At 44.2% G+C, this 21,444-nt stretch carries 37 protein-coding genes; 36 read left to right on the forward strand and 1 reads right to left on the reverse strand.

Annotated features, from left to right (window positions below; genetic code table 11):
• The first annotated feature begins 21 nt into the window (after positions 1-21).
• The 28 genes from ACSIPU_RS23920 (at position 22) to ACSIPU_RS24055 (ending at position 16,303) form a co-directional block, all read left to right on the forward strand.
• Positions 22-210 (forward strand): hypothetical protein, encoded by a 189-nt coding sequence (locus tag ACSIPU_RS23920; protein ID WP_348851420.1) that lies wholly within the window; start codon positions 22-24, stop codon positions 208-210.
• A 107-nt stretch (positions 211-317) separates the two neighbouring features.
• Entirely contained in the window at positions 318-635 is a 318-nt protein-coding gene (locus ACSIPU_RS23925) for a hypothetical protein (protein ID WP_348851419.1), read from the forward strand.
• Between the two features lie 43 nt (positions 636-678).
• Positions 679-978 (forward strand): hypothetical protein, encoded by a 300-nt coding sequence (locus ACSIPU_RS23930; protein WP_348851418.1) that lies wholly within the window; start codon positions 679-681, stop codon positions 976-978.
• A gap of 45 nt (positions 979-1,023) precedes the next feature.
• Positions 1,024-1,356, forward strand: coding sequence for a PerC family transcriptional regulator (locus ACSIPU_RS23935; RefSeq protein WP_348851417.1), 333 nt, complete (start codon positions 1,024-1,026; stop codon positions 1,354-1,356).
• Positions 1,357-1,426: 70 nt separating this feature from the next.
• A complete protein-coding gene (locus tag ACSIPU_RS23940; RefSeq protein WP_348851416.1) occupies positions 1,427-1,816 on the forward strand; it encodes a hypothetical protein in 390 nt (129 codons plus the stop codon).
• Positions 1,817-2,083: 267 nt separating this feature from the next.
• Positions 2,084-2,521 carry a hypothetical protein gene (locus tag ACSIPU_RS23945; RefSeq protein ID WP_348851415.1) on the forward strand — a complete coding sequence of 146 codons (438 nt, stop codon included), beginning with the start codon at positions 2,084-2,086 and terminating at the stop codon, positions 2,519-2,521.
• Between the two features lie 55 nt (positions 2,522-2,576).
• Positions 2,577-2,918 (forward strand): hypothetical protein, encoded by a 342-nt coding sequence (locus tag ACSIPU_RS23950; protein WP_348851414.1) that lies wholly within the window; start codon positions 2,577-2,579, stop codon positions 2,916-2,918.
• Between the two features lie 16 nt (positions 2,919-2,934).
• Complete coding sequence (locus ACSIPU_RS23955; protein ID WP_435322392.1) at positions 2,935-3,129, forward strand: hypothetical protein; 195 nt, start codon at positions 2,935-2,937, stop codon at positions 3,127-3,129.
• Positions 3,130-3,227: 98 nt separating this feature from the next.
• Positions 3,228-4,199, forward strand: a complete 972-nt coding sequence (locus ACSIPU_RS23960; RefSeq protein WP_348851412.1) for a hypothetical protein — start codon at positions 3,228-3,230, stop codon at positions 4,197-4,199.
• A 76-nt stretch (positions 4,200-4,275) separates the two neighbouring features.
• Positions 4,276-4,833: a hypothetical protein gene (locus ACSIPU_RS23965; RefSeq protein WP_348851411.1), complete on the forward strand. Its 558-nt coding sequence runs from the start codon at positions 4,276-4,278 to the stop codon at positions 4,831-4,833.
• A complete protein-coding gene (locus ACSIPU_RS23970; RefSeq protein ID WP_435322395.1) occupies positions 4,833-5,585 on the forward strand; it encodes a hypothetical protein in 753 nt (250 codons plus the stop codon). The genes ACSIPU_RS23965 and ACSIPU_RS23970 overlap by 1 nt, the downstream gene beginning before the upstream one ends.
• Before the next feature lie 2 nt (positions 5,586-5,587).
• Positions 5,588-6,148, forward strand: a complete 561-nt coding sequence (locus ACSIPU_RS23975; protein WP_348851409.1) for a hypothetical protein — start codon at positions 5,588-5,590, stop codon at positions 6,146-6,148.
• A 67-nt stretch (positions 6,149-6,215) separates the two neighbouring features.
• A complete protein-coding gene (locus tag ACSIPU_RS23980; protein ID WP_435322396.1) occupies positions 6,216-7,622 on the forward strand; it encodes a hypothetical protein in 1,407 nt (468 codons plus the stop codon).
• A gap of 20 nt (positions 7,623-7,642) precedes the next feature.
• Positions 7,643-8,533: a hypothetical protein gene (locus tag ACSIPU_RS23985; RefSeq protein WP_348851407.1), complete on the forward strand. Its 891-nt coding sequence runs from the start codon at positions 7,643-7,645 to the stop codon at positions 8,531-8,533.
• 327 nt (positions 8,534-8,860) lie between these two features.
• Positions 8,861-9,319 (forward strand): NfeD family protein, encoded by a 459-nt coding sequence (locus ACSIPU_RS23990; protein WP_348851406.1) that lies wholly within the window; start codon positions 8,861-8,863, stop codon positions 9,317-9,319.
• Between the two features lie 17 nt (positions 9,320-9,336).
• Positions 9,337-10,260, forward strand: a complete 924-nt coding sequence (locus tag ACSIPU_RS23995) for an SPFH domain-containing protein (protein WP_435322398.1) — start codon at positions 9,337-9,339, stop codon at positions 10,258-10,260.
• 107 nt (positions 10,261-10,367) lie between these two features.
• Positions 10,368-10,655, forward strand: coding sequence for a hypothetical protein (locus ACSIPU_RS24000; protein ID WP_435322399.1), 288 nt, complete (start codon positions 10,368-10,370; stop codon positions 10,653-10,655).
• A gap of 273 nt (positions 10,656-10,928) precedes the next feature.
• Positions 10,929-11,207, forward strand: coding sequence for a hypothetical protein (locus ACSIPU_RS24005; protein WP_435322400.1), 279 nt, complete (start codon positions 10,929-10,931; stop codon positions 11,205-11,207).
• Positions 11,208-11,226: 19 nt separating this feature from the next.
• Positions 11,227-11,682 (forward strand): hypothetical protein, encoded by a 456-nt coding sequence (locus ACSIPU_RS24010; RefSeq protein WP_435322401.1) that lies wholly within the window; start codon positions 11,227-11,229, stop codon positions 11,680-11,682.
• A gap of 121 nt (positions 11,683-11,803) precedes the next feature.
• Positions 11,804-12,103, forward strand: coding sequence for a hypothetical protein (locus tag ACSIPU_RS24015; protein ID WP_435322402.1), 300 nt, complete (start codon positions 11,804-11,806; stop codon positions 12,101-12,103).
• Positions 12,100-12,654, forward strand: a complete 555-nt coding sequence (locus tag ACSIPU_RS24020) for a hypothetical protein (RefSeq protein WP_243211150.1) — start codon at positions 12,100-12,102, stop codon at positions 12,652-12,654. The genes ACSIPU_RS24015 and ACSIPU_RS24020 overlap by 4 nt, the downstream gene beginning before the upstream one ends.
• A 64-nt stretch (positions 12,655-12,718) precedes the next feature.
• Positions 12,719-13,144 carry a hypothetical protein gene (locus tag ACSIPU_RS24025; protein ID WP_435322403.1) on the forward strand — a complete coding sequence of 142 codons (426 nt, stop codon included), beginning with the start codon at positions 12,719-12,721 and terminating at the stop codon, positions 13,142-13,144.
• Positions 13,145-13,307: 163 nt separating this feature from the next.
• Positions 13,308-13,871, forward strand: a complete 564-nt coding sequence (locus ACSIPU_RS24030) for a single-stranded DNA-binding protein (protein ID WP_435322404.1) — start codon at positions 13,308-13,310, stop codon at positions 13,869-13,871.
• 98 nt (positions 13,872-13,969) lie between these two features.
• On the forward strand, positions 13,970-14,317 hold the full coding sequence (locus ACSIPU_RS24035; protein ID WP_435322405.1) for a hypothetical protein: 348 nt from the start codon (positions 13,970-13,972) through the stop codon (positions 14,315-14,317).
• Positions 14,318-14,434: 117 nt separating this feature from the next.
• The gene (locus ACSIPU_RS24040) at positions 14,435-14,587 is read left to right on the forward strand and encodes a hypothetical protein (protein WP_348851397.1); all 153 of its coding nucleotides are present in this window, start codon (positions 14,435-14,437) and stop codon (positions 14,585-14,587) included.
• A gap of 5 nt (positions 14,588-14,592) precedes the next feature.
• Positions 14,593-15,225, forward strand: a complete 633-nt coding sequence (locus ACSIPU_RS24045) for a hypothetical protein (RefSeq protein WP_435322406.1) — start codon at positions 14,593-14,595, stop codon at positions 15,223-15,225.
• 8 nt (positions 15,226-15,233) lie between these two features.
• The gene (locus tag ACSIPU_RS24050; protein WP_435322407.1) at positions 15,234-15,803 is read left to right on the forward strand and encodes a hypothetical protein; all 570 of its coding nucleotides are present in this window, start codon (positions 15,234-15,236) and stop codon (positions 15,801-15,803) included.
• Positions 15,803-16,303: a hypothetical protein gene (locus ACSIPU_RS24055; protein WP_435322408.1), complete on the forward strand. Its 501-nt coding sequence runs from the start codon at positions 15,803-15,805 to the stop codon at positions 16,301-16,303. The genes ACSIPU_RS24050 and ACSIPU_RS24055 overlap by 1 nt, the downstream gene beginning before the upstream one ends.
• A 57-nt stretch (positions 16,304-16,360) precedes the next feature.
• Here the strand turns inward: ACSIPU_RS24055 and ACSIPU_RS24060 are convergent, their stop codons facing one another.
• A complete protein-coding gene (locus ACSIPU_RS24060) occupies positions 16,361-16,681 on the reverse strand; it encodes a hypothetical protein (RefSeq protein ID WP_435322409.1) in 321 nt (106 codons plus the stop codon).
• 175 nt (positions 16,682-16,856) lie between these two features.
• On the opposite strand from ACSIPU_RS24060, the gene ACSIPU_RS24065 reads away from it, so the two are divergent.
• The 8 genes from ACSIPU_RS24065 (at position 16,857) to ACSIPU_RS24100 (ending at position 21,369) form a co-directional block, all read left to right on the forward strand.
• The gene (locus tag ACSIPU_RS24065) at positions 16,857-17,327 is read left to right on the forward strand and encodes a hypothetical protein (protein ID WP_435322410.1); all 471 of its coding nucleotides are present in this window, start codon (positions 16,857-16,859) and stop codon (positions 17,325-17,327) included.
• Between the two features lie 130 nt (positions 17,328-17,457).
• Positions 17,458-17,970 carry a hypothetical protein gene (locus tag ACSIPU_RS24070; RefSeq protein WP_435322411.1) on the forward strand — a complete coding sequence of 171 codons (513 nt, stop codon included), beginning with the start codon at positions 17,458-17,460 and terminating at the stop codon, positions 17,968-17,970.
• Positions 17,955-18,611: a hypothetical protein gene (locus ACSIPU_RS24075; protein ID WP_435322412.1), complete on the forward strand. Its 657-nt coding sequence runs from the start codon at positions 17,955-17,957 to the stop codon at positions 18,609-18,611. Before ACSIPU_RS24070 ends, ACSIPU_RS24075 begins: the two co-directional genes overlap by 16 nt.
• A gap of 7 nt (positions 18,612-18,618) precedes the next feature.
• Positions 18,619-19,110 carry a hypothetical protein gene (locus ACSIPU_RS24080; protein WP_435322413.1) on the forward strand — a complete coding sequence of 164 codons (492 nt, stop codon included), beginning with the start codon at positions 18,619-18,621 and terminating at the stop codon, positions 19,108-19,110.
• Between the two features lie 35 nt (positions 19,111-19,145).
• The gene (locus ACSIPU_RS24085; protein ID WP_435322415.1) at positions 19,146-19,607 is read left to right on the forward strand and encodes a hypothetical protein; all 462 of its coding nucleotides are present in this window, start codon (positions 19,146-19,148) and stop codon (positions 19,605-19,607) included.
• 18 nt (positions 19,608-19,625) lie between these two features.
• On the forward strand, positions 19,626-20,642 hold the full coding sequence (locus tag ACSIPU_RS24090; protein WP_435322416.1) for a hypothetical protein: 1,017 nt from the start codon (positions 19,626-19,628) through the stop codon (positions 20,640-20,642).
• A 41-nt stretch (positions 20,643-20,683) separates the two neighbouring features.
• Entirely contained in the window at positions 20,684-21,001 is a 318-nt protein-coding gene (locus ACSIPU_RS24095; protein ID WP_348851387.1) for a hypothetical protein, read from the forward strand.
• On the forward strand, positions 20,998-21,369 hold the full coding sequence (locus ACSIPU_RS24100) for a hypothetical protein (protein ID WP_435322417.1): 372 nt from the start codon (positions 20,998-21,000) through the stop codon (positions 21,367-21,369). The genes ACSIPU_RS24095 and ACSIPU_RS24100 overlap by 4 nt, the downstream gene beginning before the upstream one ends.
• The last annotated feature ends 75 nt before the right edge of the window (positions 21,370-21,444 follow it).

Here is a 21,444-nt window from a genome sequence, read left to right on the forward strand (position 1 = left end):
ATCAATACGGAGAATAAGCGTATGAATGTAACCATGCAGCAAACCGGAAAAGGTATCTCATCCATACTCGCAGAAGAACTTGCCGTATTTGGCGAACGAGTAAGTGCAGCTATTGATCTCTGCGGCAACGAGAAAGAGTGTGCGGCGCTGGAAGACGTGTTGCAGGCGTTGAGTCAGGCAAAGAGCACTTTGGACAGAGCCATAAGTTAAACTCTGAGCGAGAAAGTACATTCTTTCATTATATACAACAAATCAAAATGCGTTTTACTTAAGGTGAAAGATACACAAGAAATTGAAGAGATTAAAACGGAGGGTTTATGAGATTTCTAAAATTCTTTTTTGTGACATTTGTGATCTTTTGCTCAGGAGCTAAGGCTGATATTAAAAAAGAATCTGGTACACCACTGAACGTAAAGCAATACAATGAATTGGGAAAGTTCGGTGTGCCGCGTCCTATGTCCTTGAGTGTGGTAAAATTCAACGGTAAAACGTTTATCCTTTCTGATACGCCAGATCGTCGTCTTTATGATCTTACGCTAAACATAGCAAAAGATGGCAGGGAAGTGCTATGCGGTAAAAAAGGAAAAGGACTTAAAGTATCTAATTGCTATTACATACTTTTTCGCGAGAAGTGATTCATTGCCTCCGGGTGATGTGGTTAACATAAATGGGTGGATTATGTCTGAAACAGTAACAATCATTGATGCTGCGGGTCTGCCAAGAGACGTAAAGGTTATCGCCCGTTTTAATGAAAGGATTGATGGACAACAATTCGGCTTTGTTTTACATAAAACATTAACGGTTAACCGAACAGTTCTATGTCATGCAGCCAGTGGCGTGCGAATAGAGATTTTGAAAGGAAGTGATGTAGAACGATTGGGGGAGATTGATGCAGGTAAGAAGGCGCTTCAAAACCTCATTCAGCAGAGCGGGAATAAGAAAGTTGCTTCATGGCTTTCATCCTTTCTTAAAAAATAGCAGGCTTATAACGTATTGCTAACCAGCTCCGGGGGAGGATGTTGAATGGCAAGATCGGGAATGAGGGGAAAGCGCAGAGAAGAAATGTTCTCAGCAGCAAAAGACGATTTGGCAGAACGGCTTGAAAGTAATGGTTTATGGCTGAGAGCCGCCTCTCGCTGGGGAGAGGTGATAGATGCATGTAATGACGCTGATCTCTGTGAATTTTATGTCCAGAGGCGTGAGTATTGCATCAGTGAGTCAAATGAGCGGCATCGCGCCAGAATGGTTGAATCGAACCTTTATGCTGACCTCAGTTTTGTAAGGCAGCGAATAGATGCGATTTACCGGGAGAGTAATCTTGGGCCGGTATCCTACTGGTATATAGAATGGGATTAACAAGTACTGTACCGAATTAATCATATGGTATATGTTTAAGTAAAATTGAATAAATGCATCAGGGGGTGTCATGAAAGAGATTGTTAAAGATGTCGCAGTCGTATCCCTGCCACATCGTGACTGGTCTTGTGAGGCAATTTATTATCGCGTAAAAGTCATGCCTATGCCGGGTGAGCCGGGAGCAGGAAATCATCTCTTCATCATGATTGAAGACCGCTTTGAGTTTATTGATCATGACAAAAGTCGCGATGTCCTTTCTCGCATTATACTCAGCAGATATATGAGCATCCCGGTCAGGCGAATTCATTTCATCTTCTATGTGTCAGCGATTGGAACACCAAACGGACTTAACGTAAAAATGTATAATTTTGATCGTGATGAGAACCGACAGCCAACCATGAAAAAAGATGCTGTGGATTACTCTGGAAACTCAGCCGTGTGCGCGATGGTTATGTTTTGATCGATGATGATTGAGTTTCTTTACTCTCTGACTCACCATAAGTGGGGGAAGAACCCTATCTAATCTTTCAGCATGATGTACTCCTATATGATGTTATTTCAGTGGTATTAATAGCTACCCAGTTAAAAAACCGCAAGAACAGATGTGAAAAAGCACGACACAGAAAAATATAAAGAATCCCACTTTTTTTTACTTTCTGCTATTCGACCCCCTTTATCGCTGTGTGATGATGTTTGTGTTACCACTACTCGCCATACGGAGCACAGGATGAAAAACTTTTCAGATATCACTACCTACCTAAAAATTTCCAACCGCAAACCATCAATTGGACAGGTTCGTAGTGATGTGACTAGCTGGGGTAAAACCAATCGCTCTTCACGCCACCGGGTTAAAATTACATTGTGGCTCGACAGCGATGATAAGGATGATCGCATAGTCATTTCTGGCGAGGTTGTCCTTAACATTAAAAAGACGGCCCCGGAGAAAGGCGTGGATTTGAATATCGAAGTTCATCACTACTCTGGCTACGATAAAGATAAACGGAAACTGACTACCAGCCATCCTGAACAATATTTTCGTATTGATGGGCAGGTTACCCCTGATGACGTCAAATCATTTTATGTCTCACTCTGTGAGCAAATTGACACTCTTGAGTTTGATGATCGTTATTCATTTCCGGGTTTAAAAGATTACAAAGCTGCATGATTTTCATGGGGTTTCGGCTCCGTACTTTTTTAATTGGTTTATGGGGTTCATTGACATGAAAACTAATAATAAGGTTCAAGTCGAGGCTGTGCAACGCGAGATTGAACGCAGTTTAAAAGCCGGTATGTCACAAGTCACTATAAAAAAATTGACTGCAATTCTTAAAGGAATTGGATACCGCTTTGATCGCTCAATGGATACATGCAGTCAAGCACAGATAATGACAGGCGAAGGAGCAGGTGACACCTACCCTACATGCGTTCTCTACCCGATTCAGGATGATGATGGTGTGTCAGCTTTCCATTATCAAGCTCGCCGAGATGCCAATTACCAAAAACTGAAAGAAATCCGTAACAACATGTTTGCGGTATTCAACAACCGAATCGTCGTGATCTGACACAGCAGGAGGGGCTATGGCGCATTTTGAAAGCGAGAAGCAATGCCTGAAAAATCGACTTGCTCGTGCCAGACGCAACGCTCGTCGTTTTTATAATGAGTACATGCGTTTTCAGGGGGGTGGCTTCACTCATGGGGCATTGAAACACGCTCTCTCTGAAAAACATTTTTGCGCAGCATCCATCAAGCCTTTTGACCGGTTTCAACGGTGAAACGTCCTGCAAATGTTTGCTTTCAGCATTACGTTAACAACGATGTTACAGTCTTAACGTGATGGACTCTTTTTTGCTGAAAATATATGGTGGTTTTTGTGAGTGACAAAAATTTCAATGTGGATTTTGGAAAAACCGATATTGCTCATGTTTTAAACGAAAGGTTCGAGTCTGATTTATCTTCACGCGGGTTTAAATTGGATAAAGACAGTAACGGTTTTTATATATCTGAATTAACTCAATCTGCTTTGTTGGGGTTTTCATTATGTTTTTCATATTTATCAACTAAAGAAGAAAGTGAAGAAAGCATCACTGGTGACAGTGATGATGAAACTGCCAATCAGGTTGACTTACCGGAAGTGATCCTTGCGATAGATGAACAAAAAAAAGAGCAGGTGTTTTTCCTTGAAGATGAAAGTGATGAAATTGCTGATGGTTCCAACTCTATATCGGAACCGATTAAACGTTCCTTTAATAAAATATTGTACCCTCTAAAGAGTGATGCAACGAAACATGCCACCTTAGTCAGCAAAGATAGATGCATCCCAATGTGGATTCATCCCGCAAATGGTGAAGAAGGATGGCATATATCCAGTCATGGATTCGCTATTTCCAGAAGACCGGACATTCCTGTAACCGTGGGTATGCTGGATCAACGGCAAATTTATTACGGTTTCGCTCCATCTGGGATAGCGGAAAAAATGCAACCTTCCGTTGTGGCCAGAATTGCTTATAGCGGTTCCGTATTCACTCAGAACTCTGAATACTTTAACGAAAATATTCTGATGGAGTGGATGCGTGAACAATCTGATCCTGCTCTTGTTATTAGTATTGATAAAGGTAGTCGGGATGAACGGTCTGAGCGCCTGACTTACATTCAAGATACTATAAAAGAAGTTCTTGGCTATTCGTCATACTATCGCTGGATCACTCGCGATACAGTTGTTATCGCCGTATCACATGATGAGTACGATTATGGAGAAGCAAGAGAGCGCGTGCAAAATCCACACTGGATGTTGAAAACGATGAGCTGGCCCAATACCTTCATCCTGAAAGAAATGAAACCTTAAAGGTGAGGCGTTAGCGCTTCGGTCTGTAAAATGGCATGGTATTCTACTGTTAACGGACAGAGAATGGAGCGGTGTTATGTTTAACAATAAAGCTGGCCTACAGGTCGGCTCCGAGTATCACGAATCACTTATTTCTTTTATAAAAAAAGAAAGTGAATCAGGGAAGATTAGCATGAAAAAGTACCATCGATTCACATTATTTAAATGGGCGTTGGTGCTGCTGTGCTTAGTTAGTGTTTCTGCATTTATTATATCACTCTATTTATTCATTCGTGATGGCTCGCTGTCCGGGATCGCAGGAACTGCTGGTTTTGGTTTCATATTTATTCTGCTGACGACAGTATTAAGTATTCTATCGTTCGGCTTACAAAGCAAAATTGAATGCATTGATGATCGGTTTGATGATGAGAGCCTTTTACGACTTTTCACCCACGGAGCGCCGGATGATGTTATCGACAACATTATCCGCGCACTGGGTCGAACTGGTGAGCTTAACTATGCAGAGGTATATGACATCTACTGGTTATGTAGTCGTACCAGCGATGGCATTGACAGAACGCGCTTGCTGGGGGAACGTTATGATCAAGTAAAGAAAAGGGTTCGTAATCGTAACTTTATCAAAGGACATGGCTAATGATGAAAGGGTGGATACTCAAGTTTTCAGAGACGAAGGAATGCATTGCTCAGTCGTTCCGTTACCCCATACTTTCGAAAAACACATTATGTGTATCAGTGCTCTCTGTGTTCGCTTTTGTTACATGTTGGCTTACTCTTTCTGGTGTAAAAGGGGAGTTAAGACCAACGGCTTCGCTAACTATTTTTGGCTCATATTTCCTTTTTGTTGTTTCGGCTGTGAGCTGGTCATTTAAAATGCGCGAAGCCCAGCACCAGATTTTGAAAGTCATTGCTTTCAGTTTTATCACGATTATATCGTTGTGGAACTATCTGGGTAACGGGATGTTAACCGTTATATTGGATGTGATTTCTAACGGGCCACAGAGAAGCCTTGTCACTGCGGAGGTTTTTATTGCACTAAGCGATATGATTACAAATAGCGCGATAGTCTCTCTATGGCCCGGATTCTACTGGTTGAGCCTTTCAGTTATCTTGCTTGCGCAGTTCAGGCAACAAGCGAACATCACAAAAGGCGTATTCAACCGACTGATGATAAACCTGCCAGTCTGGATAATGCAGGTGTTTGTCTTTGCTTTACTCTGCATTATGCTTTTGCTTATGTCGCCACTGACTCATTTGCCTGTGCTGATTGCACCGCTGCTTACTGTCTGGAATAGCGTCTTTCTCGTGATCGTCAGAGTTGAGAATGGTACTCCACCAGCAACAGTTATCGATCAGATAGCGCAGGTGAAGCTAACTTTGAGGAAATGATTATGCGTCGTGCCTTTTCAGATAAAAGCGCTGCGGTATTATCTATCGCAAATCAGGATGTAGGGAAACATACAGCGTGGTTTGCAACCACGCCGCAGGGAGACGGTCTACCCAATGTTCCCGGTGTGTATCGTTTCAGAGTTCCAATGGAACACTTCCCGGAACAAAAAATTGAATTCCTTGCCTTTCTGCGTTGGCGAAGGCATGGAATGAAAAACATCCTCTTCCCGACTTTTGAATATTTTGTTGACGATGAGTTTATTACGATACCGGAAGGCACTGAGTGGGCACTCAGTGAACCGGGTGATCCTGAAATGCTACCCCAAGATTCATTTCCAATTATTCAGAAATTCGTCGAGAGCACGTCGTCTTGCCCTTTTTGTAAGAACAAGCCGATACTCAGTGGAAGAAAAGTTGATTTGGAAACCGGAGATCGGTACTCAACCTCGTTACCATACCGCTTCAACCAGTTCTGGTTTACCTGCTGTGAGTGGATAGCGCCAGCTCCACGTGCAACCATCGAGCGCCTGATCGACGACTGGAACGACCGCATTAAGTCATAACAAAAGGATTTTTGGACGCATTCTGTCAAACTATGCAACCAAGAAGACAACACAGCAAAGAGGAATTATGCGTAAAACACTTATATTAGATGAATTTCACTCATTTGTGGCTACTCCACCAATCGTTGCTGAACTACGTAAAATGGATTTTGTACCTGATGCTCAATACAAAGTGGAGGGTGAACGCGTCTTTGTTTTTGCCAAACTGGTTTCTCTTCTCGAAGCACTCGTATTGCCCTCTGATCCCGTTGAGCGTCAGAACACTGTGCGTAGGGCCGCTCTGGATGCTATGCCCGAAGCATACGTTTCTGCAATTGAAGCTGTAACTTCATGGGAAATTGTGCCGAAATGCTATGAGATTCGGCTAGTCGATGGGGTGTATATCATTTGGCAGAATGCATTCAATTCGTTTATCCCGATAACGCTTTCTTCACAGGAGAATGCACATCTCGTTCTCGCGGATTTACTGATGGGTAAAAGCATCCCCACGCCATATGATGCACTGAATAAAACCGGTGATGTTCATACTGTCATGCAGCCAGCACCATCTGAGGATGGTCTATCTCATTCAGTAGTGACATCATATCTCTATTCGTTCGCCGGGCAGGTGTTCCAGCAGGACAAAGGATATAATACTGAATTTGATTTTTCCTTTCGCGAGACACAGGGCTTCTTCCCGTTTAACAGTAAACCTGTAGACGTACCGGCATCGTCGCTTCATTCCGAAGATTCGTATCAGGACGGCTTTCCGTTGATCAAGCGCGTACATTATCAAAACCTTATCCGATATTCTGCTGCATGGTTCTTTAACAGCGAAAAAGCAGAGACTACAGTGAATGCTTTTTTCAGTAATGAAGAGTCATGGTTTGCGTTATTCTCCATTTTCGATATATCTAACTGGCACACACCGGAAGGTTGGAATCTTAATGACGAAGACCAGCAGACTGTCAACGTCATACGCCATAACTTCCCTGAGTTAGCCCCACTTGAGGACTCGGCGCTGTACGATGCCTATCATGATTATATGAATGATGTTCGATACATGAGATCTTTTGATAGGAGCGATGTTTACAGGGATGAAGAGTTTCTGTTTTACATTCTGGGTCTTCACAGCATGAATGGAGTTCCCGAAGAACTACAGATCTCTGACAAGGCAAACATCGGGATGATCGCTGCGTATTTTTATACCCTTGGATTAACTGCATACGAGGCAGTCGAGAAAGCTAAAACATACGCAAGCATCACCAGAAAAATTCACAGGGTAATGTGGGACTGTAAAAAGGCATTTTCTTATATTTCGCTGCTCAATGATTATGGCGGAAAAATCACAACCAGTGCTCATCCCATTTCGCTTGAGGAGACATTCAGAATGTTTCGCAAGCATAATGCAGTGAGTATCTCTGCTACTCAGTCATTTCCAGATTACGGCATCAGTGATGACAAACTGAACGAATCAAAAACGACAAAACATTAATTGCGTTAACCGGGGGGTATATGCGCAAAACCTATCAAGAGACGCCGTTTTCGCTGCGTCGATACCTTGACGGCTATGAAGGTAGTTTTGTCTGCCGCATGGACTCACAGCCAGAATTTGCCGACCCATGCTCACCAGACATGACTGAGGCGGAGATTGCAGCCTGCGTTGATCTATGGCTAAAGACCTATGGCTGGGAAACCTACCCGGAAGTCGCTCTCAAGCATCGCTCGAAACGTCCTGATCTGATCGCGAACAAATCTCATTGGGTGCATGTTATTGAGTGCAAAAAATCTTTTGGCCTGCCGGTGATGGAACAGGCGTTTGACTGGCTCAGCAGTCATCATAATCCGAAAGCCGGGTTGCCACATATGATCAGCATCGCTGTTAAATGCAGCAATGGTGGTAGGCGCAGTCAGTTTGGAATGGAACTCTTAAAAAAAGCCGGTATCGGCTTAATCGAGGTTGAGAAAAGAGAAGGGTATATATTAGGCCCAGTTGATCAGCAGGAAATGCGAGAACCTTCATATTCGCTGCGAGTCATGTGTGAAGCTCGGTTAATACCCGGTTCCCGCCGTCTTGGACGTGTTCTGCGGGAACAACTGAATGTTGATACTCGTATGGCCGTAGCTGGCACTCCGGGCGATACAGGACGGTATATGACCGACTGGAAGCGAACCATGCTACGGGTTGAAAACTTAATGCGGGAAGGTAACGCACACACCACCAGCGAAGTCGTTTCCTATCTCACTGAAAATGGGGGCCATCACTGGTGCAACAAAAGCAGTGCAATGACCGGAATAAACATGAGTCTGCAACGTCTCCGGTATGGAAAAGATGAATACGCTCAGGGAAACGCACACCGATGGAAATGGGTGGAGGGTAAAACAAAATCCATTATTCAGGACTAAAAACCTTCGGCCCTCTGTATCAGTATGAGATCATCAAGAAAGTTAAAAAGGTGACTTTTAGGAGGGGGTAGATTCTTTTTCATAAACTGGTGGGGTGAACAGCCGTGTTCTATCCATTTTTCGGCGCTTTATGTTTCATTTTGACGTTTATCCTTCTTGGGGTGAGCGGAATGATCGTTCTTATGCATAAAGCTGACAACGTGAAGTACACCGTTCGACGTGGTGGGTTTCTTGCAGTAATGGTGATGTTAGGAGGGATTGCCCTCTTGGGGACGATCTACTGCATTTATGGGTCTTTCAATAATATCTGAGGTAATAGGGGAGTTTATGGATGGAAATGTAGTTTGGTGGAGTTGGATTATCGTTGGGGCGATATTCCTGCTAATTGAATTGTTCACCTCAACGTTTTTCGGCTTATGGATGGCTATTGCCGCAGCGGTTACGGCTGTTCTCTCTTTCCTGATCAGTGATATGCATTTGGGGTCGCAAATCGGCATCTGGATCGTATCCATGATCATCAGTGCCTACCTCTGGGTGCGTATCAGCAAACGCAATAACTCGAATACATCCATTCAGGACACGGTTATCGGACAAATCGGCATTCTCTCCCGAGGCAGCGCCAGCGAAAAGCAAGGACTCCTGATCCTTCAGAAACCGGTTGAAGGCCGGACTGAGTGGAAATGCGTCTCTGATGATGAGATCGCGCCAGACAGCCGGGTCGTTGTCAAAGAAAAAGTGAACCACGATGTTTTGCGCGTGGTTATCTCCAAATCGTCTCATTCCTGAAAGGAAGGTTCTAAAATATGCCAATCGGATTAATTGCCATTGTTATCATTCTGGCTGTTGTGCTTTTAACGTTGTTCAAGTGCGTGCGAATTGTACCGCAAGGACAACAATGGCTGGTTGAACGCCTTGGTCGCTATCACAGCCAGCTCGAAGCGGGCCTGAACATCGTGATCCCATTTGTGGACAGTGTTGCATACCGCCTGTCTACAAAAGACCAGATCATGAAAATCCCATCACAGGAAGTTATCTCGAAAGATAACGCGGTGCTGTCGGTAAATGCTATTTGTTACGTGAAAGTCGTTGACGCACAAAAAGCGGCATACGGCGTCGAAAACTACCAGATTGCGACCGTTAATCTGGCGATGACATCCCTTCGTGCGGCAATCGGTAAGTTGGATTTGGACGAAAGCCTGTCACAGCGTGATGAGATTAAAGCTACCCTGTTGAAGTCAATGGCTGACCAAATGACCGACTGGGGATTGAGCCTGCGTTCTATTGAGATTCAAGACATCAACCCGTCTGAGTCCATGCAGGAGTCAATGGAAGAGCAGGCAGCAGCAGAACGTAAACGTAAGGCTATTGAAACGCTGGCTACCGGTAACAAACAGGCCGCTATCCTCGAAGCTCAGGGGGTGAAAGAGTCTACTATTCTCCGTGCTCAGGCTGATCAGGAAGCCGCTATTCTGCACGCAAAGGCCCGAGTATCCGAAGCGGAAGGTATCAAAGACGCAAACACTTTGCTTGCCGAATCTATGGCGGGTGAAGGCGGGGAAAAAGCAATGCAGTTCCAGTTAACCACTCGCTACATTGAAGCCCTGAGTGCGCTGGGCGAAAGTGATAACGCGAAGGTAATCGCGATGCCTGCTGATCTGAGTAAAGCTATGAGCGGCTTAATCGGTTCCGGTGTTGCACTGGGTGCCGGTAGTGAAGTTGCCAAATAAGCCCGTATGGTGACGCTGTTGGGGGCTACTAGCCCCCATTCAGTGAGTAATGCTGAAAGACAGTCATTCGCGTTTTTCATGATTACTTATTTTTTCAGGAGCGAATTATGGATCACTGGGAGTGGGTTACAGCCGGGGCAGTGTTTATCTGGAGTATTTTTGGTTTTGGTGGAGTTGTTGCTAATGGCGGATTGTATTCGGGAGCGACCGCACCGTACACACATTATCAGGCTATGAATGGTTCATTCGGATTCGTTGCTGCGGGTATTTTCCTGTTGTTCTTCTACCCCTATGTGGGCTTAGGTATTGGCGGTTTTGGGCTTCTTATTTTCCTAAAAACCTGCATTGACTACTTGCGCTGGCAGAAACAGGACAGGGGCGAAAATCAGGGATGAAAAAGTGCTGGAAAGAAGTCGAACATATAGACATATGCGACGGCGAGCGTGGGGGCAGGATCTGGATATTGAGGCTCTCCTGCGGTCATACTTTATTCAAGCGAATCAGACCGATCCGACTGCACAATCTGACTGCATTCAAGCAGCGTGAAGCGCCTGAGCGTTGCCACTGCCAGTTGTGTGCAGACGCAGAAGACAGGGACTGAAAGTGACTTGTAATTTTCATGACTATTTAATCGCCATGAAAATGAAACGAACCCAAAAGGAATGCGGATGAAGAAGATGATAGTCGTGCCGGTGTTCCTGTTGCTGGCGTCGTGCTCTCTTGGCCTGAGCCTTGATGAACGTTATCAGCAGGCATATAGCGACGTGGTGCGTGAACCGACAGCGGAGAACGTCGAGCGATACATGAAGCTGAGTCAGCAAATTTCTGACCGGGATATGCGTCGGGCAAACAATGCGGCTGAGCAGGCCACAATTGAAAGTGATAAAGGTTTCACTGAATATTTCAAAAAATACAGTAGTGATGAGTTTAAAAAGAGTCGCCAGTAGTGATCTGGCATAAGGATTGATGATGGAAAATAAAGATAAAGAGTATTACCTCGGTGCCATGTGGGCAATCTCCACAATGTGGCGGATGCATTCAGATGACATTATTGCGAAGGATTTGTTGAGAGAATTGCCGGATGCCCATGAGATAGCAAAATATTGTTCTGAGTATGATATACAGCCACTGAGGCTGCACGCCATGACCTCGTTACCGCTCGGTTGTGATGCCGCATATGCCTCGATAAGCTATGGGCCTGTAGATTCAAGTGATGCACTTATCTGCGATCACAGTGAAGTACCTAAAGAAAAGAAAGACGACTATTCGTACTGCGTTTACGCCGTCGAGTCTGACGGAACACGAGCAGTGCTGGTGGTAGGACTGCCCGGTGAGGAAGAGGCCGAAGGCTTGGCTGAAATTCTGACAACACAGTTGCAAGCCATTTTGGATCGAAAAGGCGAAAAAGAGCCAGCAGAATAAGATCAGGTGATGTCTCAGATATCCTGAAAAACCCGGCAATCCGGGTTTTTCTTTGTCTGCTATTCGGCTTAATGGCTTACGATGGTAGATTAAAATGAAAAACCAACATAGAGGTGTTCCCATGACCGTAGCAATAAAAAGCACGTTTAGCATTCCTGTTAAAAACGAAGAGTTCATCATCCTTGTCGATCGGGACAAGGGAGCTTCGGTTACGAATGATGCTGAAAATGTTATTCGCTGGCTGGATGAAAATCTCGATGGCGGTCTGGGTCAACGTAAAGTGTACTACCGCGATACAAGCGGCGAATACGATGAGCTGGTGCATGAGAACGTTAACTTCAAGAACTACAGTTCCTGCCCACTCCACATTAAACAGGCACTGGCTGAAATGGTTGAGAAAGCTATGCCGGAGGGAGAATGAGCGCCCGACAGAAATGCCCGGCATCATTAAGCGTGGGCACCGTCCTCTACAGTGCTTTGTTTGATACCTGTGAAGACACGGGAAAAGTAACCGGCAGGATATATGAAGAGGTTGTTCGCTCTATTCAGCGACGCAGGAATTCAACCCCGAATTCCCCGAAGTTTGTCAATATCACAAAGAAAATTGATGGTATTACATGGGTCGATACAACTAAGCCACCAGCGACGCGCTATGGCAAAAAACCACCCAAGACAGAAGGATGGGCATCGTATATCCCCTCCATGTGCCAGACGACTTTTTTGCTCGGTTCTGATTTACCACCCGGAATTTGCACGACCAAGCTTCTTGCTATTAAAGCTGCAATTAGTGATTTGCAGGATGATGTTAAATGGTATGACGTGGAAATAGCAGAGCATAAAAAATCACTTACCCTGAATGAAGAACACATTACCGAGCTGGTACGTGAGAAGGGGAATGTAGAAAAGTCTTTGCGTCTGGCAAAAAGTTATCTGACAAAAGAAAGAAACAGGAAGGCAGCAGGAAAAAAATAAACTCACATAGGGCATTCACGGGGGTGGATGCTCACTCATATGCAAACATAGAGCGGGGGTATGTATGTTGCATTCAATTCTATTAGCGGATCACGAACTGGCAAAAAAAGAAATTATCAACATCCGAGCGCGACTTCAGGACATAAAAAATAAATTGCGTTGTAAATCGTATGACTTGGATCATAAGACGTTATCTGTAAAATACAAAGAAATGCAAAGACGGTTAGAATGGATTGAGCGGAATTTTATCGCTATTAAATGTAATAAGATTAAATACACTCCGCAGTACCTACCAAAATCATTGCCATTCTGGTTGATTATCGACGGGGAAGAAGAAGCCGTTACTTTAGGAGCTTATCTGAATGCTAAAGATGCGAACGATCAGTGTTTATCGCTTAATAAAAATCTTACTGAAAAAAGTGTCGTAATATCGAATAAAGAAAAGTTACGCATGGAGCAGGAAGGTAAGTGTTTTCTCAATGCAGAATGATTTCAAAACAGGGTTTATGTTGGGGCCGCATTCAGTCAATGCGGCCTTTTTTTACATGAATGCGATGATTTTGTTTTGCGAAAAATACTTCGGCTTTAAGATGGTAATGGTAAAATTCACATAACGAAGCAACAACACTTTCACAAGCGAAGAGGTACATATCATGGCTTCAAGAGGCGTCAACAAAGTCATTTTAGTCGGTAATCTGGGACAAGACCCAGAAGTGCGTTATATGCCTAACGGCGGTGCTGTGGCGAACATCACACTGGCAACATCTGAGAGCTGGCGCGATAAAACAACCGGTGAAACGAAAGAAAAAACTGAATGGCATCGCGTTGTGCTGTTTGGCAAACTAGCAGAAGTTGCGGGCGAATATCTGCATAAAGGCTCTCAGGTTTATATAGAAGGTGCCCTGCAAACCCGTAAATGGACTGATCAGGCCGGTGTAGAAAAATACACGACAGAAGTGATCGTGAACGTAGGTGGCACGATGCAAATGCTGGGTGGCCGTCAAGGTGGAGGTTCGCAATCCAATGCTGGTGCTCCAAGCAACAACAATGGATGGGGGCAACCACAACAGCCTCAAAGTGGTAATAAACCACCTCAGCAACAAACACAAAATCAGGGCCATCCGGGTGCTGGAGAACCAATGGATTTTGATGATGATATTCCCTTTGGTGGGATCGGAAATTCGTATGCAAAACATACAATTATGGCAATTTCATAAAATTCATTTTATCCGGGAAACACCAAAAGCGGCCTTTCAAAGGCCGTTTTTTTGGGGTTTAATAAAATGTCTCATCATCTGAAAGACAGGTTTCAACCATGATTGAACTACAAACAGCATTAGATACTCTCGCTAATAACGGGAGCTGGAAGGATGCAATTCTGTACGGTGGGGTGGCTTTTATCGGGTTTATGGTTATATCAGCGTTGTTCAGAAGCGCATTTTTTATCATGCTCGGTGCGGTAGCTGCGTTCTATGTGTTCTCACTGCAAACACCAAATTCAAAAGTTGACCTTCAGGCAATCGCTCCTGAGAAAATTGTGACGATGATGATCGTGAGAAGTGACTGTGCCGCTGCCAGCGTGGGAGAAATTAATAATATCGGCAAAGTCATCAGAAATGGCGATGTTCTTGATATAGCAAGAAATTGTGGTTTAATGCCATAGTTTCGGGCTGTAGAGGAAAAGTGTTATCCTGTCCATGTTATGGGTTAGTTGTATACTACGACTCCTTGAATTGAACATGCAAAAATGGAAAAAAAGACAATGTTAATGGGGTACTACATGAGCAAAAAAGTTATTCGTTTCTTCCGGGATTTAATTGGCATGAAAAAAGAAAAACAAACCGTTTTACGTCGGGAACATAACGATACACTTTACTTTCTTCGTCATGGTCGTGCGCCAGTGTTCACTCATCCAGACGATCTGACGGAGTAAGATAGATGGCTCAACCAGATTTAGATTTACTGATTGAATCGGAACAAATGAGGACAATACTCTTGTCCTTAAAACAACTTAGCACTCAGTCTGATGGTGTGATGGTTAATGGGGAAGTAATTCCTTGGGATCATGCCTTACCTCTGCTAAACGCATTTCCTGATTTTGCGACTACTCGCCAGAAAAAGGATGAGTGGATGGGCATCGCCGCAACCACTTGGGAAAGTGATTATCACGAAAAAGTTAAGAACAGCGTATCGCGTTCTATATCAGAAAATAGCTCGCTAGAGAATGATAATCTTTATCTCTGGAGCCTACTTAATGCCACCAATCAGATCCTGCGTCTCTTCCTTAAGTATGTTAATAAAAAAGAACTATTGGGCGCAGAGCCAAATACACTACGTGCTGCAAAAGATGTACTTGTGGCATTAGAATCAGTGATCAGTGGTGCTCAATCGACAGCCCGTATTCGTAATGAGCTTTTCCTTAGTGGCATCGATACCGTTACAATGGAGTTTCAAAGGCTTTATACGATAGCGAAGATGGATGGCCGCAATGAAGACTCAGCAATGTATGTCGGTGTGTTGACCACTATCAGAAAGCTTAAAGAACAGACGATGAAAGATTTGGGAAATTGAGGGGGATTATGTCTACTCCGCTTATTTTCACGCCGAATATGATGATAGGTATTATATCCGGTGATAAGACACAAACCTGCCGAATTCCCGGCCCAACGATAAAAGGGATTCAAAACACAGGTGACACCATCTGGGTTCGGGAAAACTTTTATGAGAAAGGCAACTGGCATCCATTTAGTGGCCCTAATGGGGTTGACTGCCAAGATGCCAACTGGAGTAGTTTGAAAGAAGTTCGCTATGCCGTCAATTCAGACAAACCCGCCAGCAAACCGCCAGAATATTGGTGGCGCAGTCGTCCATCAATCCATATGCCACGTTGGGCTTCACGCTACACACTGGGTGTTAACAAGATTTGCCGGAAGCGGGTTCAGAACCTGACGCTTGATGAAATCAACCGGGAGGGAATTGGTATATTCTTTTCCAAAGAAATGGCCGTTAAAGCATGGGAAAGTCTCTGGGTGTCATTGTATGGGTTGGATAGCTGGAAAAGCAATCCTGAGCTGGTGGTCATAGGATTTAACGTGCTGGAATCCGACAAGACCAGCGACATCAAATTAAGCCGCATGGTGGGCGTGTAATGGAAAAAATGTTTTGGGTTTATCTTGCTGTAGTCGTTGTCCTGTTGTCTGGTTTTCTTCATTACCGACGTAAATGCACCAGTATGATGCGGGAGTACCGGCGAATGAAAGTTTCTCTCATTGATCATCAGAAGGCTGTTGCTTTTATCTATCAGGATTTGATCCCCAACACCGTTCTAAATCAGGCCCGCCTCATTCAGGAGCAACGGCACCTTTTGAAACACATGCAGGGCGATCTTTGTTTCGCCTCTGCAAACCCGGACGTTGTGGATTTAATTTCATGCTCATATGCCAATGCAAAACTCCTCTTAGCAACATACATGGAGTCCTGCCACAAGGAAGGTGTGAATGAAGAATATATGCAGGGATTATACCATAAAGCTGGTCACTATGTTGATGACGATACGGACATCATAGCGCTCTACAGAACTTTAAAGAGACCAATGCCGGTTAATCTTTTCTTCTTCAACAAAATGACGATGAAAAAAGAAAAGCGATAAAAATAAGCCGGGGATACCCGGCTTTTATAGAGTTACGTTCTTCTTTTCGACGGAGCTTTAGTCAATATTTTTTAACATTTCAATGTATTCCATTTCACCTTCACTGCTCCCTTTCTCTGTCAGTTTGTACGCGACGTAGAGTGTTTTTTTATCTCTGAACTTATGCAGGTAGCCACGCTGGTTTAAAACTTTGCATGAAACTGCGAAATTGCTCGCCTGCAAGTCTGGCACGCCTCGTTCACGACGTTCTTTATTCAATATTTGCCGCAGCTTTCTGACCTCAATGGGGCTGCCAAGCTTTTTCTCCAAAAGATACAGGGAAATAAGAATGCTCTTTTGTATGGCTGACATGCGATGCTTTATTTCTTGTTCAGTCATATCATCCTCTTATTCATATAGCATATGAATAGAATACATTCAGATGTATACTGTGTCACGCATAAGTAACGGTGGGGATTTTGCAAGTTTCGGCTCAAGAGCCAAACATTGTAGAATGCTGATAGCAAATGCAGACCTAACAAAGCACATACACTCGACATGAAAAGGTGGGTTCATGAATAAATCAACGTTTCTCCGCTCCGGGATGATTGCAGGAGGGTTGCTTGCCCTGAGCGTCAGTTTCGGGTCTCTGGCTACTGTTTTTAATCCTACAACCAAAACTGACAATCTCTCTAAAGTACAGTATCCACGTATTGCAGGAGAGACGCCTGAGACCCTCCGAGCTTATAAGCAGGGTTGTCCTGATTGCGTGAAGGTGGCCGAAGATGTTTCTAAAATGCGCCAGCAGTATTGCTCCGACAGGAATGCCAGCGTTGACACGGCAATAGCAGGTGATCCGGTCTACGCGTATCTGAACGGTGTGCGGATGGTATTGTCCACACGCGGTGGGTATAACAGCCCCCTCTATACGTCTGCCCGGCAAGTAGTTGAGGCAAATGTTGACTGTACCAACTCTCAGGACTGGATCGACCGAAGCCAGCACGTTCTGACACAAACATTCAATAACGGACAGCCTTTGGGCTGATTAACCAAGCTTTAAGAGCCGCGCTATATGCGCGGTTTTTTTTTGCATGTAATTCCACTTCATCTATTCGGCCCCAAAAAAAATGTGAGAGAATTTTTAATACCATAATCAAAAAAGGCAGGGGAACACGATGATTGATATTCGCGAGATTTTTGAAAAGGATGCTATGGAACGCTATAAGGTTCCTTTGTGGATCGTACAGGAGCGTCGTGAAGGCGAAAGCTACAACATCGACAGTGGTTCTATTCTTTCTCATCTACACTGGGAATGGCAGGCATGGAAGCGCTGTCATGAAAATCTCGCCCGTGCGTCACTAATGGTCAGTGCTATTGATGAAGCAGATAAAAAAATCATCGGTGATATGCGGGATCTAGCAGATAGTATTTGTGAAATGCAGGCGGATGCCCCCCACCAGCGTGGCGAGGAAATAATTCATTTGTATGACCGTGCGGACACCATATTTGGCGCTGAGAAAATTCAAGTCCTGCTGGGTATTCTGGACAATCTTATCATTCTGCATGAAACCCCTGTAGAGATGCCAAACAAGGTTTATACCGCGCAGGTTGCAGGCTATATCTCTTCTTACCGTTCTGAGGTCATTGAGGCTATTGAAAAGACCGGCAAAAAATGGACTCAGAAGTAGGTGAGAAGCCAGAAGGGTTTAGGGAAACCAGAATCCTCATTGCCAATGGAGCAATCGCTGCAAAACAAGCGGCACTTCAGCGTGTACGCAGTGATCTAAATCAGTTACTGGAGAAGGAAGCACAGCTTGAGGAAGCAATTTACAAAATAAAAACAAATCGCGACAAGCTTCTTCTTCAACGCTGGGGCGATGGCGAACCTGAATGGAGTTTCATACTGGAGCGGCCCGAGAAAAACAGTCAGATACTCGCTGAGCGCGCTGAGGAAGAGATTAAAAGTCTTGGGCTGTTTACGGCTGGTTTTTTTGAAAAAAACCAACAGAAAGCACTGGGGGTCGCAATTAGAGGCGAAACGACAGACGATCAACTCCAGAAAATCTCATCGTCACTCGAAACTGTCTTTCCTCATCTATATGCTGTCACTGATGGGGAAAGGGCAGTGATAGTCTCGCACAGCGCACCAGAGAGCTTTGATTTGCAGATAAGACAGTTGATATCAAATGGACTTATTTGCGTAACCCTTTTCACGTATGGAAGGAAAAATCCCACATGCTTTAATAGTTTTTTGGATGCGGTAACTTTCATCAGAAACAACATGATTGGGAACCGTTTCTGGCATAAAGCTACAGACGATCTTTTATGAGGTAAAAATGATTGATTCCAATACTCTTGAAACAAAATTAGACAAACTGCTCTACATCAAGCGTCTGTGTGATGCAAGACAAGCTGGCATTCAGTATGATCAAGTTTACAGTAATAACATCTGTTTTATATTGTTCGTCGTGGTTGGCGGGCTAAACTATTGGTTTGCACCATTTCCTTCAAATATCAACGGTGCGGTTATTGCCGCTTTTGTCTTTGGGATTATCGTTCGACCAAAATTAAGAAAGAAACTAAAGTCTACCGATGAAAGAATTTATACCAGTGTATATGCGTATGCATCTCCGCTATCGGAATATCTTGCAAAAAAACATAATACTTACCTCGCCAGATCGCTCAAAGAAAGACATGATGATGATTATGTTTGTATAAGGGCTTGGGTGAAAATGGAAAGGGAAGCGATAAAGGATATGATTTACAGTCGTTCAAAAGAAGGTGAGATGCGCGAGATGCTTATAGAAAAAGGAAAAGACAATGCGTGAGAGTACAATTTATTCATGATAAAAGAGGCATAAAAATGAATTTCAATATTTATGATGACTCAATATTTAGAAAATTTATTAGTCGTTTTTCTTTACTAACGGCATTCGCCTTTAAGGCGTTTGTGTTTGTACCGTGCGTTACATTCTTTTTCTTCTTTTTTCTCTTAGCTTACTCGGCTGGAGGGGCAGGTAACCTGATCACTGGATATATTAAAACTGTAGATTACAATGCGGGTAAGGACACATATCGTGTCTGTATCGATGAGCCAATACTACCAGCTATTGCTGATAATCCACCAGCAGAAATATCCGTTGCGTTGGACACGATGGAACAGAGATCAGTTGAAGTTATCTGTCATAAATACGGTGTTGTCAGCGCAGACAAAAAGGCATCTATACTGACCGGGAAGATAACAGGTTACTACTTAAGTACCGTTGTTTTTTACTTGACGGCGCTCATATTTATTCGTTTTTTCAGAAACCCCTTTCTTTCGTAACTTATTAAATGGTGATTTATGAAAAACATTTTTGATGAAGTCAAAAAATTAGCTGGTGAGTTAAACGGTAATTTCCTGCTGAAAGACATTCTGTCTTCGCTCGGCTCCGACAAGTTGAGAAGAATTCGACCTGACGCACTCGCCCTGCTGGTGGAGGCTGCTCATTTTCTTTCTGATGAACATGAAACAGGTGAGTCGTACAAGCCTGCCGAAGACTATGCGGGCCTTCTCAAACAGTTTAATGCAGTGATCAACCTCAACCGCTCATTACGCCAGCAGGTATCATTTTATCGCCGAAACATTGGAAATGAAAAAGCCAATGTCGAAGAGGTCGCCCAGTTACACGAGCAGGTTAATTCAGAACGTGCCACAAACGAACGGCTGACCGAAGAAGTCAACGATTTGAATAATAAGTTGTTAGCCCGAGACGAACGTGTCGCCGCACTGGAAGTGCATGACATGGCCCACAACCATGCAAAAAAATCATTTCCTTCGCAGCATGACGAAGCTGTACGTCGTGCTGATGATGCAGAAATTCGGTTGGATCAGGAACGTAAGGAAAATGCGGCACTTAAAAAACAGGTCGAACGGTTAGGCTTGGTGGAGCATCTGACAAAAAGCACTGCCCGTGTACTTGGAATCCAGAATATTGATGACCCATTTGTGGCTCAGGATGTGCTAAGTCATACCAGCAGCCTGATTTGGAATTTTGAGCAACTCAGTCGGGAACTAAAAGCCGGTACTCATCTTCCTGAACCATTATATGCGGCACGCATTTTGCCACTACCGAAAAGCAGGTTGTCTAAGGAAAGTATCGATCTCGTCGTCCATGTGGCCGGGCAGATGTTGGTTCATATGAGTCAGGCTGAAAGCCAGCGCGGCGCTGGTCACGAGAATGACTGGCTGGCCGATAACTGGAAAAGCACTTGTATCTCTGGCCTGAACAGGCATATCAGCAAAAATAATCCCATAGATGCGATGAACTATATCGCCTTCGCGATCTACCACAGTTGGCCCATTAACCAACAATCATAACCCAGCCTGCCGGGCTAGCCCGGTTTTGAGAGGTACACATTATGGCGATGACAGAAACACAATATTTGCTCGATATACTAAGTGAAGAATGTAACGAGATCGCAGTCAGGGCGAGTAAAGCTATACGCTTCGGCCTTGATGAGATCCAGCCCGGACAGACGTTAACCAATGCCCAAAGACTTGCGCTGGAGCTGGACGATCTTTACGGAGCGATAGAGTTGCTGAACGAAAAAAATCCCGGCACCTACATACCCAATCGCAATAACATTGACGCAAAGAAAGATAAGGTTTTCAAATTCATGAAATATTCCGAGCAGTGCGGTACGGTGATGCTTGACGGAGATGGAGAAGAACAATGATCACTATGACCCTGAAAAAAGATTTTGCTACAACAGTCACTGATAAGGCCAGAAGTGAGGGCATACCAGAAACAATTCTGGTGGAACGCTGGGCTAAACTGGGTAAGTTGGCGGAAGAGCACCCGGATATGCTGTCTGGTGATCTTATTGCATATCTTAACAATGGCGAATACCCTTCTGTCAGTGTTGAGGATGTCCCTCGGCCTGAAGGTAAGGATGCGGAATATGAAGCCGAGAATGTGCGTATGATGATGAAAATGCTGGTTTACGCTCTTAACAGACACTCACCGAATCATTCATGTGTTGGCAAGGCAATGACTCTGATGAAGCGGCTGGGTATGCACAAACTCACTGATGTACTGAGGTAATATGAGCGTTCATGAGCATATCGATATGGCTGAATTCTTCGCCGACTGGCTTAATGCTATTACCGGGGGAGTACT

The sequence above is a fragment of the Klebsiella sp. HN106 genome (genome assembly GCF_051209435.1).
GTDB classification, from domain to species: domain Bacteria; phylum Pseudomonadota; class Gammaproteobacteria; order Enterobacterales; family Enterobacteriaceae; genus Klebsiella; species Klebsiella oxytoca.

What these genes read in the sequence shown, in the direction of transcription:
- ACSIPU_RS24075 (WP_435322412.1), top strand. Translation starts at nt 17,955, where the DNA reads ATGGACTCAGAAGTAGGTGAGAAGCCAGAAGGGTTTAGGGAAACCAGA.
- ACSIPU_RS24005 (WP_435322400.1), top strand. Translation starts at nt 10,929, where the DNA reads ATGAAGAAGATGATAGTCGTGCCGGTGTTCCTGTTGCTGGCGTCGTGC.
- ACSIPU_RS24100 (WP_435322417.1), top strand. Translation starts at nt 20,998, where the DNA reads ATGATCACTATGACCCTGAAAAAAGATTTTGCTACAACAGTCACTGAT.
- ACSIPU_RS23950 (WP_348851414.1), top strand. Translation starts at nt 2,577, where the DNA reads ATGAAAACTAATAATAAGGTTCAAGTCGAGGCTGTGCAACGCGAGATT.
- ACSIPU_RS24060 (WP_435322409.1), bottom strand. Translation starts at nt 16,681, where the DNA reads ATGACTGAACAAGAAATAAAGCATCGCATGTCAGCCATACAAAAGAGC.
- ACSIPU_RS23925 (WP_348851419.1), top strand. Translation starts at nt 318, where the DNA reads ATGAGATTTCTAAAATTCTTTTTTGTGACATTTGTGATCTTTTGCTCA.
- ACSIPU_RS23985 (WP_348851407.1), top strand. Translation starts at nt 7,643, where the DNA reads ATGCGCAAAACCTATCAAGAGACGCCGTTTTCGCTGCGTCGATACCTT.
- ACSIPU_RS24020 (WP_243211150.1), top strand. Translation starts at nt 12,100, where the DNA reads ATGAGCGCCCGACAGAAATGCCCGGCATCATTAAGCGTGGGCACCGTC.
- ACSIPU_RS24010 (WP_435322401.1), top strand. Translation starts at nt 11,227, where the DNA reads ATGATGGAAAATAAAGATAAAGAGTATTACCTCGGTGCCATGTGGGCA.
- ACSIPU_RS23995 (WP_435322398.1), top strand. Translation starts at nt 9,337, where the DNA reads ATGCCAATCGGATTAATTGCCATTGTTATCATTCTGGCTGTTGTGCTT.
- ACSIPU_RS24045 (WP_435322406.1), top strand. Translation starts at nt 14,593, where the DNA reads ATGGCTCAACCAGATTTAGATTTACTGATTGAATCGGAACAAATGAGG.
- ACSIPU_RS23990 (WP_348851406.1), top strand. Translation starts at nt 8,861, where the DNA reads ATGGATGGAAATGTAGTTTGGTGGAGTTGGATTATCGTTGGGGCGATA.
- ACSIPU_RS23955 (WP_435322392.1), top strand. Translation starts at nt 2,935, where the DNA reads ATGGCGCATTTTGAAAGCGAGAAGCAATGCCTGAAAAATCGACTTGCT.
- ACSIPU_RS23920 (WP_348851420.1), top strand. Translation starts at nt 22, where the DNA reads ATGAATGTAACCATGCAGCAAACCGGAAAAGGTATCTCATCCATACTC.
- ACSIPU_RS24055 (WP_435322408.1), top strand. Translation starts at nt 15,803, where the DNA reads ATGGAAAAAATGTTTTGGGTTTATCTTGCTGTAGTCGTTGTCCTGTTG.
- ACSIPU_RS23945 (WP_348851415.1), top strand. Translation starts at nt 2,084, where the DNA reads ATGAAAAACTTTTCAGATATCACTACCTACCTAAAAATTTCCAACCGC.
- ACSIPU_RS24090 (WP_435322416.1), top strand. Translation starts at nt 19,626, where the DNA reads ATGAAAAACATTTTTGATGAAGTCAAAAAATTAGCTGGTGAGTTAAAC.
- ACSIPU_RS23940 (WP_348851416.1), top strand. Translation starts at nt 1,427, where the DNA reads ATGAAAGAGATTGTTAAAGATGTCGCAGTCGTATCCCTGCCACATCGT.
- ACSIPU_RS23935 (WP_348851417.1), top strand. Translation starts at nt 1,024, where the DNA reads ATGGCAAGATCGGGAATGAGGGGAAAGCGCAGAGAAGAAATGTTCTCA.
- ACSIPU_RS24025 (WP_435322403.1), top strand. Translation starts at nt 12,719, where the DNA reads ATGTTGCATTCAATTCTATTAGCGGATCACGAACTGGCAAAAAAAGAA.
- ACSIPU_RS24085 (WP_435322415.1), top strand. Translation starts at nt 19,146, where the DNA reads ATGAATTTCAATATTTATGATGACTCAATATTTAGAAAATTTATTAGT.
- ACSIPU_RS24080 (WP_435322413.1), top strand. Translation starts at nt 18,619, where the DNA reads ATGATTGATTCCAATACTCTTGAAACAAAATTAGACAAACTGCTCTAC.
- ACSIPU_RS24035 (WP_435322405.1), top strand. Translation starts at nt 13,970, where the DNA reads ATGATTGAACTACAAACAGCATTAGATACTCTCGCTAATAACGGGAGC.
- ACSIPU_RS23975 (WP_348851409.1), top strand. Translation starts at nt 5,588, where the DNA reads ATGCGTCGTGCCTTTTCAGATAAAAGCGCTGCGGTATTATCTATCGCA.
- ACSIPU_RS23980 (WP_435322396.1), top strand. Translation starts at nt 6,216, where the DNA reads ATGCGTAAAACACTTATATTAGATGAATTTCACTCATTTGTGGCTACT.
- ACSIPU_RS24095 (WP_348851387.1), top strand. Translation starts at nt 20,684, where the DNA reads ATGGCGATGACAGAAACACAATATTTGCTCGATATACTAAGTGAAGAA.
- ACSIPU_RS24040 (WP_348851397.1), top strand. Translation starts at nt 14,435, where the DNA reads ATGAGCAAAAAAGTTATTCGTTTCTTCCGGGATTTAATTGGCATGAAA.
- ACSIPU_RS23930 (WP_348851418.1), top strand. Translation starts at nt 679, where the DNA reads ATGTCTGAAACAGTAACAATCATTGATGCTGCGGGTCTGCCAAGAGAC.
- ACSIPU_RS23965 (WP_348851411.1), top strand. Translation starts at nt 4,276, where the DNA reads ATGTTTAACAATAAAGCTGGCCTACAGGTCGGCTCCGAGTATCACGAA.
- ACSIPU_RS24065 (WP_435322410.1), top strand. Translation starts at nt 16,857, where the DNA reads ATGAATAAATCAACGTTTCTCCGCTCCGGGATGATTGCAGGAGGGTTG.
- ACSIPU_RS24000 (WP_435322399.1), top strand. Translation starts at nt 10,368, where the DNA reads ATGGATCACTGGGAGTGGGTTACAGCCGGGGCAGTGTTTATCTGGAGT.
- ACSIPU_RS24015 (WP_435322402.1), top strand. Translation starts at nt 11,804, where the DNA reads ATGACCGTAGCAATAAAAAGCACGTTTAGCATTCCTGTTAAAAACGAA.
- ACSIPU_RS24030 (WP_435322404.1), top strand. Translation starts at nt 13,308, where the DNA reads ATGGCTTCAAGAGGCGTCAACAAAGTCATTTTAGTCGGTAATCTGGGA.
- ACSIPU_RS24050 (WP_435322407.1), top strand. Translation starts at nt 15,234, where the DNA reads ATGTCTACTCCGCTTATTTTCACGCCGAATATGATGATAGGTATTATA.
- ACSIPU_RS24070 (WP_435322411.1), top strand. Translation starts at nt 17,458, where the DNA reads ATGATTGATATTCGCGAGATTTTTGAAAAGGATGCTATGGAACGCTAT.
- ACSIPU_RS23970 (WP_435322395.1), top strand. Translation starts at nt 4,833, where the DNA reads ATGATGAAAGGGTGGATACTCAAGTTTTCAGAGACGAAGGAATGCATT.